We start from the raw sequence: 12,357 nt of genomic DNA, 5'->3' as shown, positions 1-12,357 counted from the left end.
CAAAGCACGTAGTGTTCATGGATTTCTAGGAGGGATTTACGCGTCCTTGTGTGCATATCAACTGATCCATAAAAATAAGCCAACAATTCAAATTATGAAGTCATCGGCTTAAGCAGGATTCGGGTTAATTAGAATAAAAACTGAATAAAAACCCCAGCAAAATAATCAGGATTAATATACTTGAAAAATAAATTCCAACCATTTTAATCAGATTTAAATAATCTATTGTTACAAAAAAATAATCACAAATATTTAGAATAATTATCAAACTTTTAATTAAATATTATTAATATTTTCAATAACTTATAAATATATATTTATTTAAACTATTTGGTCTATTTATTTTTTAGTTACAATCGATTAATAATATATAACAAACCACATAATAGGCTTGTTCACATGAGCTTAGTTTCTAAAAATTTAAACCAAAAAACAGTAAGAGAGATTACTGCGATTTTAATTATCAAGATCATTCTACTTCTGGTAATTAAAAATATTTGGTTTGATGCGCCTACTATTCCAAAAGATTTTGACACTCAAGTCGCCGAGCGTATCGCCGGCAATCCTTCCCAAATCAAGGAGACACGTTGATGATTTCTGAAAGCGTGGTCGATCTTTCGCGGTTCCAGTTCGCTATGACCGCGATGTATCACTTTATTTTTGTTCCACTGACCTTAGGCCTGGCATTTCTGCTTGCCATTATGGAAACCACCTATGTGATTTCCGGCAAAGAAATTTACAAGGACATGACTAAGTTTTGGGGAAAACTGTTCGGGATTAACTTTGCCTTAGGGGTAACCACAGGCTTGACCATGGAGTTCCAGTTCGGAACCAACTGGGCATATTATTCACATTATGTGGGTGATATTTTCGGTGCACCATTGGCTATTGAAGGTTTGATGGCCTTCTTCCTTGAATCTACTTTCATTGGTTTATTCTTCTTCGGTTGGGACCGTTTATCCAAAGTACAGCATCTGGGCGTGACCTGGTTAGTTGCACTGGGATCTAACATGTCTGCACTGTGGATTCTGGTTGCCAATGGCTGGATGCAAAACCCGGTTGGTTCAGCATTCAACTATGAAACCATGCGTATGGAAATGGTGGACTTTGCAGCACTGATCTTTAACCCGGTTGCACAGGTTAAATTCGTACATACTGTTTCTGCAGGTTATGTGACTGGTGCCATCTTCGTACTGGCGATTTCAAGTTACTATATGCTGAAAAAACGTGACTTGCCATTTGCACGCCGTTCATTTGCGATTGCTGCCATTTTCGGCTTAGCGTCAACTCTTTCTGTGATCCTGCTGGGCGATGAGTCTGGTTATGAAATTGGTGATGTACAGAAAACCAAACTGGCTGCGATTGAAGCAGAATGGGAAACTGAACCAGCACCTGCAGCATTTACTTTATTTGGCTTCCCAAATAAAGAAACCATGTCTACCGATTATGCTGTGAAAATTCCTTATGTTATGGGGATTATCGCTACACGTTCTGTAGATACGCCTGTTACCGGTATTAAAGACCTGCTGGTTGAACATGAAGGTCGTATCCGAAACGGTATGGTGGCTTATGAACAACTGGAAAAACTACGTGCTGGTGATCAGTCTCCTGAGCTGAAAGCTGCATTTGCAGAAACTCAAAAAGATTTGGGCTACGGTCTGCTTCTGAAAAAATATACTGCAAATGTTGTAGATGCTTCTGACGAGCAAATTAAGGCAGCAGCAAAAGATACTATTCCACATGTACCAAGCCTGTTCTGGGCATTTCGTGCCATGGTCGCTTCTGGCTTCCTGATGCTGGTTCTATTTGTTCTTGCAACTTTTGCGGTGGCTAAACGCAATGCAGAAAACAAACCTTGGTTATTAAAATTTGCATTATTTGCACTACCACTTCCATGGATTGCGGCACAAACTGGCTGGTTTGTTGCTGAAGTAGGTCGTCAACCTTGGACTATTGGTGAGGTTCTGCCTACACATTTATCGACTTCAAGCTTAAGCACAGGCGATGTATGGGGTTCAATCATTGCATTAGCAGCGTTCTACACTGTACTGCTGATCATTGAAATGTACTTAATGATTAAATTCTCACGCCTTGGCCCAAGTTCTCTACATACTGGTAAATACCACTTCGAGAAACTTGAAGCTGCAAAAAAGGCAAATGAGGAGGCTCAAGCATGATCGAATATGAATTACTCAAAATAATCTGGTGGGTACTGGTTGGCGTCTTGCTGATTGGTTTCGCCCTGACTGATGGCTTTGATATGGGCTCCATGGCGATCATGCCATTCGTGGGTCAGAATGATGAAGAACGTCGTGCGGCAATCAATACGATTGCCCCGCATTGGGATGGTAACCAGGTCTGGTTTATTACTGCGGGTGGTGCCCTGTTTGCTGCCTGGCCAATGGTTTATGCAACTGCCTTTTCTGGTATGTACTGGGCACTTCTGCTTGTTCTGTTCGCCTTATTCCTGCGTCCAGTAGGATTCGACTATCGCTCCAAACTGGAAAATACCAAATGGCGTAATGCTTGGGATTGGGGCCTAGCAGTTGGTGGTGCTGTGCCTGCACTGGTTTTCGGTGTCGCATTCGGCAATATGTTCCTGGGTGTTCCATTTACATTAGACGAAACAGTTCGTTCGACTTATTCTGGCAGCTTCTTTGCCCTGCTCAATCCATTTGCACTGGTATGTGGTGTTGTCAGCTTATCTATGCTGTGTGCACACGGTGGTGCATGGTTGATGCTACGTACAGATGGCGATTTACGTGAACGTTCTGCCAAAGCAACCAAAATCATGGGGATTGTTTATCTGGTAGCTTTCCTGGCTGCAGGCGCTTGGCTGTACTTTGGTGGTATTCAAGGCTACACCCTGGTTACACCTTTTGATACCAATGGTGTTGCCAACCCGCTTGCCAAAGAAGTGATGACCAATGCCAATCCAGGCTGGATGAACAACTATTCGACTTATCCAATCACAATGGCTGCTCCAATTGCCGGCATTTTGGGTGGCTTGATCATTGTACTGGCAGCAGGTAAAAATAAAGCAGGCCTGAGCTTCCTGGGTTCATCCCTGGCAGTGATCGGTGCAATTTTGACTGCCGGTTTTGCCCTGTTCCCATTCCTGATGCCTTCAAGCATTAATCCGGTTGCAAGCTTAACCATGTGGGATGCGGTCTCCAGCCAAAATACCTTAACTGTGATGACTGTGGCTGCATGCATCTTCGTTCCACTGATTCTGTGCTACACCACTTGGTGTTACTACAAGATGTGGGGCGTGATTACCAAAAAACATATTCAAGAGAATTCACACAGCCTGTACTAAGGCTGTGTCTTAGGAGATAAAATTATGTGGTATTTCGCATGGATTCTCGGCATTTTGATGGCCTGTTTCGCTGGTGTACTCAGTGCACTATATATTGAAAATCATCAAGACCTGGATGAGAAATAAGAGATGACAGACGCTGCAGTTGAACAAGTAAAGATAGAAAAAAAATCTAACCCTTTTGCAATGGTGATTTCTTGCCTATTGGCTTTTCCACTCGCAGCGGTGTTGCTGGTTCATCCTGCTGCAATGCTGGATGCCAACGGGGAATATAGCCACCGCGCCATGATGTTTATCATGATCGGCATTTCAGGCGGTTTTATTCACGGGGTTGGCTTTATCCCTCAGCACTGGTTCTGGAAATGGCTATTTAGTCCGTTTCTGGCTTGGCCGTTAATGCTATGGGGTTATTACACCTGGTTTCTTAATTAGGTATTAAACAGCCAAAAACAAAGCCCTCATTTGAGGGCTTTTTGTTCTTTATTTCTTTTGTGAAACACAGCCTGTTTCATAGGTAGTTCCCAAATCCTGAAGGGATTGAGTAAACTGATTATCCAGTGTACTCACAAACCGGAATTCATCCTGCGCTGTCGCAAGATGCAGATTCTGTTCTGATAGATACTTTAACTGCTTTAAACCGGTTGCATATTCACAGGCTTTAGCAATCATAAGTGCAGGATGCTCACGTCGGTCTACCGATGAGTTCAACACGGCAAGTTTTAGCTCTAACTCATCATATTTTTGTTTGGTTTGCGCCTTAAATTCAGCCTGACTCAGTGGTTTGGCCCAAGCTGAAACAGATAAGCCCAAAATTCCAATGGCTATAATTAATTTATGCATTTTCCCCTCAACAATAAAAATTACATACGATTTATCTAAGTTATTGAATATTTATAGCATAAAGCTACTTTTAATAAATACGAGCAATAAAAAAGCCAGAACTGGTCCGGCTTTGAAAACTTACTTCATTGAATTTTCTACCGATGAGTATGAATTGACATCACAATACCCATCCCTGCCAACATGGAAATTACGGCTGTACCACCATAACTCATCAATGGCAAAGGGTCACCCGTTACAGGTAAAATCCCACTGACCATGCCTGAGTTTAAAAACACGAAGAAAAAGAAAGTCAGTCCGATCGCACCGGCATACAAACGGCCAAAGTTATGAAAGCTATTCATGCCAATAATCAGACAGCGAATAATAATGGCCGTAAACAGGCTGAATAGCAGAAACACCCCGATAAAACCAAATTCTTCGGCATAAGTCGACATGATGAAGTCGGTATGATGTTCAGGCAGATAACCTAGATGAGACTGGGTGCCTTGCGAATAGCCTTTCCCCATAACCCCACCCGAACCGATGGCAATTTTGGACTGGATAATATTCCAGCCTGCGCCCAAGGCATCTGATTCTGGATCGAATAAAGTCAAAATCCGTTTCTTTTGATATTCCTGCAACAAGAACATCCACAGTAGCGGCACTGCAACGGCCAAAGCAGCAAAGGCTCCAGCAATTAGACGCCATGACATGCCACTCAGGAACAGTACAAAAATCCCGGGAATCACCAGACCGATATTTAGATCGGGTTGTAATGCCACCAGTACAAAAGGTACGCCTAAAATCACCAAGGCGCCCACAATATCTAGAAATTTTGGCGGGAAAGGTTTACGGGCAAAGTACCAGGCCATCATCAGTGGCATGGCAAACTTCATCACCTCACTCGGCTGCATACTCCCCACACCCGGCAACGTAATCCAGCGGGTTGCCCCCAGACGCTTTTCACCAATCACAAAGACCAGCAGCAGCATAAAGATACCGAACATATAAAAATATGGACTGGCAGCCTGATAGACCTTGGGTGGTACTTGGGCACAGATAAACATTACCACAAAACCCACACCAAAACTGATCGCCTGGCGAATCACCATCCCCGAATCTTCAGAGGTGGCACTGTAAACCACCATCAGACCCAAGATCGCATTTAAAATCAGGAAACAAAGCAGCCATGGATCAAGGTGCAACTTGGTCCATCGGGAGGCATTCTGGGGATTAATACTACGACCATCGCGTGCGGACTGCCGCAAAAAACGATACTGCTGTGAAGGGATCATTGGCCCACGGGTAGAAAATTCATGATGGCAAAATTATAAGTTAAAGTGCTCCGGAATAAATCGCCATTGACCGATTTATTCCATTTTTATTGCAATATATTTAGCGCTGGACAGCCAGAATCAACTTCGCCAGTTCCAGATCATCTGGATAGGTAATTTTAATATTATCGGAACGCCCCTGTACTACTTGGACGGGTTCATCTATATGTTCCAGTGCACTGGCTTCATCGGTAATGGTAGCACCATCTGCGAGTGCCTGCTGAATCGCACGCTTCAAAGTTCCAAGTTTCGCCATTTGTGGTGTTTGCGCCTGCCATAATGTCGAACGATCTACTGTCATTTCAATACCATGATCCTTTACGACACGTTTTAAGGTATCTCGTACCGGAATGGCCAGAATCGCAGCCTGATCAGTTTGAATTGCTGTATTGACCAGATCAATCAGGGAGCTTTGACTCACACAAGGACGGGCTGCATCATGCACCAAAACCCAATCCTCTTCTGAAGCAATCTCAGATAAATATTCCAAGGCATTTAGTACAGAGTTGACGCGCTCTGCACCGCCCAAGCAAAAATGTGCTTTATCCAGATGAGAAAGTGGCAGAGTCTTGGCAACATCATCCTGTGCACCAATCGCAAGGACATAACCTGCTAATGGCAATTGATTCAGACGGGAAACCGTGTGTTCAAGAACGGTCCGTTCCTGAATCATCTGGTATTGTTTAAGTTCGGTTTTGGAAAATCGGCTACCGGAACCTGCAGCTGGTAAAATGACCCACAATTTATGGTGTTGTTGGAACATCAGCTGATTCATTGGTTCTCAGGTCTACTTTATTCGGATTAAGATAAATCGGTTTATATTGAGTACTAATAGTGCTCATTTGCACAAAGGTTTCATGCGGCTTGATCAAACCTAGATCGAGACGGGCATGCTCTTCGATGGCTTCAATACCATTCTTCAAATCATAAACTTCTGCGGCCAGAACGCGATTACGTTCTTTCAGTTCTTCATTCAATTCTACTTGTTGCTGAATTTTCTGGGTCAATGCCTGATGGTCATTATAACCACCCTCACCGAACCAGTATAAATATTGAAACCCTGCGATCAAAACGATCGCAAGGCCCAACAGTACTTTACTCATCAAGGAGTCGAATACATTTAACATTGGCATGAGTCGCTTAGTTCAAACCTTTGAACTCAGCTTTACCGCGATATGCAGCTTGAGTCAATTCTTCGATACGAAGTAATTGGTTATATTTCGCTACACGGTCAGAACGGCAAAGTGAACCAGTCTTGATTTGACCCGCTGCTGTACCCACTGCAAGATCCGCAATAGTTGAATCTTCAGTTTCGCCTGAACGGTGAGAGATTACAGTAGAGTAACCATTTGCTTTCGCAAGGTAGATTGCATCTAAAGTTTCAGTCAATGTACCGATCTGGTTGTACTTGATCAGGATTGAGTTACCTACTTTCTCGTTGATACCGCGTTGAAGAATCTTAGGATTCGTAACGAACAGGTCATCACCCACCAACTGGATTTTATCGCCAAGGATAGAAGTCAGGTAAGACCAGCCTTCCCAGTCAGATTCGTCCAGACCATCTTCAATCGAGATGATAGGGTATTGATTTACCAGACCTGCAAGGTAGTCAGCAAACTGGTTGCTTGTGAACGATTTGTTGCCTTCACCAGCCAGGATATATTGACCATCTTTGTAGAATTCTGAAGATGCACAGTCAAGCGCAAGCATAATATCAGAACCAGCTTTGTAACCAGTTTGCTCGATTGCAGACAGGATCACAGTAATAGCTTCTTCGTTAGAACGAAGGTTTGGCGCAAAACCACCTTCATCACCAACTGCAGTGTTCAAACCTTGTTTCTTCAAAACTGATTTTAAAGAATGGAAGATTTCAGCACCAGCACGTAACGCTTCAGAGAATGAAGTGAAACCTACAGGCTCAATCATGAATTCCTGAATATCAACAGTGTTGTCTGCGTGAGCACCACCGTTCAGGATGTTCATCATTGGAACAGGCATAGTCAAAATCTTTTGACCACGAAGATCTGCGATATATTGGTAAAGCGGCGTTTTCTTTTCTTCAGCAGCAGCACGCGCAGCAGCAAGAGATACTGCCAAAGTTGCGTTTGCACCTAATTTTTCTTTGTTTTCAGTACCGTCTAAAGCGATCATCGTATTGTCGATGTCTCTCTGTTCGAATACTGATTTACCCACTAACGCATCACGAATCAGAGTGTTTACGTTGTTAACCGCAGTTTTAACACCTTTACCTAGGTAACGTGCTTTATCGCCATCACGAAGTTCTAAAGCTTCACGAGAACCAGTTGAAGCACCAGATGGTGCACATGCACGGCCAACTACGCCAGATGCCAGGATAACGTCTGCTTCGATGGTTGGGTTACCACGAGAGTCCAAAATTTCACGTGCACGAATGTCAACGATTTGGCTCATGAACAATTCCTCAGTTGATTAATAACAGGATGCTTAAAACTGCATCAATGGGTATCTAATTTTTCAAATCCTTTCACTAGAGTATCCAGCTCTTTTAATTGAGCCAGGAATGGTTCTAGTTGAGATAAACGCAAGGCACAAGGACCATCACATTTTGCCACATCCGGATTTGGATGAGCTTCTAGGAACAAACCTGCAAGACCTGTTGCCATACCGGCACGCGCCAGTGTAGTAATCTGCGCACGACGACCACCGGCAGAGTCAGCACGACCGCCTGGAGTTTGTAATGCATGTGTTACATCAAAGAATACTGGCACGTTCATTTCTTTCATGATGTCGAAGCCCAGCATGTCTACAACCAGATTGTTGTAACCAAAAGCAGAACCACGCTCACAAAGAATCAGCTTGTCATTCCCTGCTTCCAGACACTTATGCAAAATGTGGCGCATTTCGTGCGGAGCAAGGAACTGGGCTTTCTTGATGTTGATAATGGCATCAGTTTTTGCCATCGCTTCAACCAGGTCAGTCTGACGACTTAAGAATGCAGGTAGCTGGATAATGTCAGCAACTTCTGCCACAGGAGCAGCCTGATACGGCTCATGTACATCAGTGATAATTGGCACATTAAAATGTTTTTTAATGTCGGCTAACCACTCGATTCCTTTTTCCAGGCCAGGCCCACGGAATGAGTTCAGGCTTGAACGGTTGGCTTTGTCAAAACTTGCTTTAAAGACATATGGAATATCTAAACGTTTGCAGATATCAACATAAGTCTCTGCAATTTCAAAAGCTAAGTCTTTCGACTCAAGTACGTTCATGCCGCCGAATAGTACAAATGGCAAGTGGTTTGCCATTTGTATATCGCCTAAACGTACAATTTCTTGTGGTTTTAATTGTGACATTTAAACTTCCTAGTTGTGTCTTAAACTCGCATTATTTAGTTTTTTGGTACTGTTTTTTCGCAGCATCAATGAAACCGGCAAATAATGGATGTCCATCACGTGGCGAGCTGGTAAATTCCGGGTGGAATTGTACTGCAATAAACCAAGGATGTGCAGGAATTTCAACAGTTTCTACCAGGTGTTGCACTGGAGAATAACCAGAAATCTTCATGCCTTTTTCTTCCAGCACTGGGATATAACGGTTGTTCATCTCGTAACGGTGACGGTGACGTTCGATAATTTCATCCGAACCATACACTTCAGCAGTCTTGGTACCCGGTACCAGTTCAGACTTCTGTGCACCTAGACGCATGGTACCGCCAAGATCAGAATCTACTGAACGCTGTTGAACTTCACCGCGCTCATCTAACCATTCAGTGATCAGACCAATCAATGGAGATTTGGTTGAACGGTTGAATTCTGTTGAAGTCGCATCAGTGATACCCGCCACATTACGTGCATATTCGATCACTGCAAGCTGCATACCTAAACAGATGCCTAAGAATGGCACACCGTTTTCACGTGCAAAACGAATCGCTTTCATTTTGCCTTCAGTACCACGTTCACCAAAACCGCCTGGTACCAGAATCGCATCCGCATCTTTCAATACTTCATTGACATCTTGGCTTTCAAGTTCTTCAGCATTGACATAGTCGATCTGGACTTTCACGCGGTTTTGAATACCGGCATGTAAAAGTGCTTCGTTCACAGACTTGTAGGCATCCGGAAGTTCAACATATTTACCAACCATCGCAACACGAACAGTGTATTCAGGATTCAGTAAAGCTTCTACCACATTATCCCAGTCAGACAGGTCTGCTTCTGGAAGATTGTCATAGCCGAAACGTTCACAGATTAAATCGTCAACATTTTGTTCATAGAAAGTACGTGGAATCTGGTAGATCGTACGTGCATCTTTACACACGACTACTGCACGCGCTTCTACGTTAGTGAACAAGGCAATTTTACGCGTCGTATCTGCATCAACATCATGTTCAGTACGGCAGATCAAAATGTCTGGTTGAATACCAATAGACAGAAGTTCTTTAACAGAGTGCTGTGTTGGTTTGGTTTTTAATTCTGCTGCAGACTTAATGTATGGGAGTAACGTTAAGTGCATCAGCATCGTACGTTTATGACCAAGTTCAACCATTAACTGACGTACAGATTCCATGAATGGGAGAGATTCAATGTCACCTACAGTACCGCCGATCTCAACGATCGCAACGTCATAACCTTCGCCAGCGCGAAGTACACGTTCTTTGATGTTGTCAGTAATGTGTGGAATAACTTGTACAGTACCACCTAGGTAGTCACCACGGCGTTCTTTATTCAGAACATCCTGGTAAACACGGCCTGATGTAAAGTTATTCAGTTTGGTCATTTTCGCACGACGCAAGAAACGTTCGTAGTAACCCAAGTCTAAGTCTGTTTCAGCACCGTCTTCTGTAACAAAAACTTCACCGTGCTGGAATGGGCTCATAGTCCCTGGATCGACATTAATGTATGGATCCATTTTTACCATGGTCACTTTTAAACCACGGGCTTCTAAAAGTGCAGCAACAGAAGCAGCTGAAATACCTTTACCTAGTGATGAAACAACACCACCAGTCACGAAAATAAAATGGGTCATTGGGTTTCTCGTACAATCGAGCCTAAATCGGCCTGCAATGTTGCGCAATTTTACTTTACCTTGTACCAATAAAGCAAAGTCAATCCGCATCAAATCAAAGAACAATAAACAATTGACTATTCTAACAGCAATTCCTGAAAAAAATTACAGTAAGTTCATATGATTTATATATTGCATTTTGCTGCTATAATAGGAACATTCACACCCTACACTATTCTGTTTGATGCAATGATGATGAAGAAACTTTTAATCTGTACCCTGATCCTGACTGGCCTTACACTGACTGGTTGTGTAAAAAAAGAAGCTCCAAAAGAAGAAGAACAAACCGAAGTTACTCCAGCATCTGAAGTGGTTGCTCCGGAACCTGTACAACTTGAGCCTGTTGAACCATTAGAATCAACACCAGTTGAACCGGTTGAAGAAGCACCAGCAGCACCGGCTGTTGAAATCCAGCGCGAACAAACTGCGAATACTACGACTGAAATTCGCCGTGAAGTTAAAAAGCCGGAACCTGCTCAATCAGAGCCTGCGCCTGCAGCTGAAACAAATTCAAGCACTGAGCAGCCTGCAAAACCTGCAGCAACACCAGCCGCTCCTAAAAACAACTCATCTTCTGCAAATAAGTCTGAAGATGATGCAGTTGCAGATGCAATTGCTGCTGCTATGCCAGCACTTGAAAACTAATATAATCCTTCATCAAAAAAACCCAGCTTATGCTGGGTTTTTTATGGTTTAAAAATCTCTTTCAAGCTGCCGTTGGAGTATCGGAAAGTTGCAGTAAATAATCTGCCATCAGACGAGTGGCCCATGATTCTGTCTGCATTAAGCCCTGATAAAAGCCACAATGGCTACCTTTTTTAGTGGTGACGACCACAATATTTGGCATGGCTCGAATGACATCCTTATACGGTTCCAGATTCTGGATATGACAGACCGGGTCATCTTCCGAATTCAAAATCATCAATGGAATTTTGACATTTTCAAATACATAAATTGGATTGGTGGCCTTGGTATAACTTTCATAATCTGAAAAGCCTGCCAGCTCATAGTAGCGCTGTTCAAATTCAGACAAGTCTTTCACCTCAAGCAATTGCTTCCATGAAGGATAAATCTGCCAGGTTTCCTGATAAGGATGGATAAAACGTTTGATCAGTTTTTTAGCCATGACTTTGCTATAAAACGGATGTACATAGGCAAAACCGGTTTCAGTGTTATAGCCTGGGCATAAAGCAAAGGCTGCTTTGAGTGGGGTTTGCTCGCCCTCTTCACCCAAGTAGCGAACCAACAGTCCTGTCCCCGCAGAGGAACCCACACCATAGAGATCGGATTGAGGAAACTTGTCCTGAATATAGAGCAACTGTTCACGCAGATCTTGGGTTGAACCAAACAAGTTCATTTTTGGCACAGGCATTGGCAGGTCAGCATGACCACGGCGCAAACACAGAGCAACACGCCAGCCTGTATATTTATGTAGGTCACGCACCAGCTCCCGCATGGATTCCGGAGAGCCGGTAATGGTATGCAATAGCACAATGGTAGGTGTACTTGGCGGTAAATCTAAACCATACCAGGCAATGCCAGTAATGCCGCCATCGGACATATTCAGCTGCTCAAGCACATCATATTGCAGCTTAATCGTGCGTTTTTTTATCAAGTCCAGATATAGAATGTGCGCATGCGCATTCGATAACCACGGTGTTGGACGATATTTCTGTTTTAAAAGTGGTAAACGTTCAATCACACCAGAAAATAAACCATTCGGATTATAATAAAGTGTTGGAAGATCGGCTCCGCTAAAGCGGTCCAGATATTCACTTGAAAGTTGACTCATTTTTTTAAGCCACATTTTCATCTGTATTCCCCTCTAGTTTTCTATCA

General features: G+C 43.2%; 14 protein-coding genes and 1 pseudogene. 7 read left to right on the top strand and 8 right to left on the bottom strand.

Annotated elements, in window-relative coordinates; translation table 11 throughout:
• The 6 genes and pseudogenes from FTV13_RS14105 to FTV13_RS14080 form a co-directional block, all read left to right on the top strand.
• Positions 1 to 112, top strand: a pseudogene (locus FTV13_RS14105) (IS982 family transposase); the annotation flags it as partial.
• 287 nt (positions 113 to 399) lie between these two features.
• Positions 400 to 591, top strand: coding sequence for a cytochrome oxidase putative small subunit CydP (cydP, locus tag FTV13_RS14100; protein ID WP_004783737.1), 192 nt, complete (start codon positions 400 to 402; stop codon positions 589 to 591).
• Entirely contained in the window at positions 591 to 2,177 is a 1,587-nt protein-coding gene (locus FTV13_RS14095; protein WP_125279135.1) for a cytochrome ubiquinol oxidase subunit I, read from the top strand. The genes cydP and FTV13_RS14095 overlap by 1 nt, the downstream gene beginning before the upstream one ends.
• The gene (gene cydB / locus FTV13_RS14090) at positions 2,174 to 3,319 is read left to right on the top strand and encodes a cytochrome d ubiquinol oxidase subunit II (RefSeq protein ID WP_159123152.1); all 1,146 of its coding nucleotides are present in this window, start codon (positions 2,174 to 2,176) and stop codon (positions 3,317 to 3,319) included. The genes FTV13_RS14095 and cydB overlap by 4 nt, the downstream gene beginning before the upstream one ends.
• A gap of 24 nt (positions 3,320 to 3,343) precedes the next feature.
• Positions 3,344 to 3,445 (top strand): cytochrome bd-I oxidase subunit CydX, encoded by a 102-nt coding sequence (gene cydX, locus FTV13_RS14085; protein ID WP_004783742.1) that lies wholly within the window; start codon positions 3,344 to 3,346, stop codon positions 3,443 to 3,445.
• 3 nt (positions 3,446 to 3,448) lie between these two features.
• The gene (locus tag FTV13_RS14080) at positions 3,449 to 3,751 is read left to right on the top strand and encodes a cyd operon YbgE family protein (protein WP_159123153.1); all 303 of its coding nucleotides are present in this window, start codon (positions 3,449 to 3,451) and stop codon (positions 3,749 to 3,751) included.
• 48 nt (positions 3,752 to 3,799) lie between these two features.
• On the opposite strand, the gene FTV13_RS15795 is transcribed toward FTV13_RS14080, so the two are convergent.
• From FTV13_RS15795 to FTV13_RS14045, 7 genes are all read right to left on the bottom strand, one after another.
• A complete protein-coding gene (locus FTV13_RS15795) occupies positions 3,800 to 4,159 on the bottom strand; it encodes a hypothetical protein (RefSeq protein WP_227607366.1) in 360 nt (119 codons plus the stop codon).
• A gap of 137 nt (positions 4,160 to 4,296) precedes the next feature.
• Complete coding sequence (rodA, locus tag FTV13_RS14070) at positions 4,297 to 5,436, bottom strand: rod shape-determining protein RodA (protein ID WP_166134868.1); 1,140 nt, start codon at positions 5,434 to 5,436, stop codon at positions 4,297 to 4,299.
• A gap of 100 nt (positions 5,437 to 5,536) precedes the next feature.
• Positions 5,537 to 6,250, bottom strand: a complete 714-nt coding sequence (ispD, locus tag FTV13_RS14065; RefSeq protein ID WP_159123155.1) for a 2-C-methyl-D-erythritol 4-phosphate cytidylyltransferase — start codon at positions 6,248 to 6,250, stop codon at positions 5,537 to 5,539.
• The gene (locus FTV13_RS14060) at positions 6,219 to 6,602 is read right to left on the bottom strand and encodes a septum formation initiator family protein (RefSeq protein WP_034171068.1); all 384 of its coding nucleotides are present in this window, start codon (positions 6,600 to 6,602) and stop codon (positions 6,219 to 6,221) included. Before FTV13_RS14060 ends, ispD begins: the two co-directional genes overlap by 32 nt.
• Before the next feature lie 13 nt (positions 6,603 to 6,615).
• A complete protein-coding gene (gene eno / locus FTV13_RS14055; protein WP_179993000.1) occupies positions 6,616 to 7,905 on the bottom strand; it encodes a phosphopyruvate hydratase in 1,290 nt (429 codons plus the stop codon).
• A 44-nt stretch (positions 7,906 to 7,949) separates the two neighbouring features.
• The gene (gene kdsA, locus FTV13_RS14050; protein ID WP_004783756.1) at positions 7,950 to 8,807 is read right to left on the bottom strand and encodes a 3-deoxy-8-phosphooctulonate synthase; all 858 of its coding nucleotides are present in this window, start codon (positions 8,805 to 8,807) and stop codon (positions 7,950 to 7,952) included.
• Positions 8,808 to 8,838: 31 nt separating this feature from the next.
• The gene (locus tag FTV13_RS14045) at positions 8,839 to 10,479 is read right to left on the bottom strand and encodes a CTP synthase (protein WP_104426986.1); all 1,641 of its coding nucleotides are present in this window, start codon (positions 10,477 to 10,479) and stop codon (positions 8,839 to 8,841) included.
• Positions 10,480 to 10,707: 228 nt separating this feature from the next.
• Here FTV13_RS14045 and FTV13_RS14040 point away from each other — a divergent pair, with 228 nt between their 5' ends.
• Positions 10,708 to 11,163: a hypothetical protein gene (locus tag FTV13_RS14040; RefSeq protein WP_373683629.1), complete on the top strand. Its 456-nt coding sequence runs from the start codon at positions 10,708 to 10,710 to the stop codon at positions 11,161 to 11,163.
• Positions 11,164 to 11,224: 61 nt separating this feature from the next.
• Here the strand turns inward: FTV13_RS14040 and FTV13_RS14035 are convergent, their stop codons facing one another.
• Positions 11,225 to 12,331, bottom strand: coding sequence for a YheT family hydrolase (locus tag FTV13_RS14035; protein WP_166134882.1), 1,107 nt, complete (start codon positions 12,329 to 12,331; stop codon positions 11,225 to 11,227).
• Positions 12,332 to 12,357 lie beyond the last annotated feature (26 nt).

Origin of the sequence: Acinetobacter sp. YH12235 (genome assembly GCF_013417705.1) — a bacterium.
Taxonomy (GTDB): domain Bacteria; phylum Pseudomonadota; class Gammaproteobacteria; order Pseudomonadales; family Moraxellaceae; genus Acinetobacter.
This window is presented reverse-complemented; position numbering and strand designations above follow the sequence as displayed.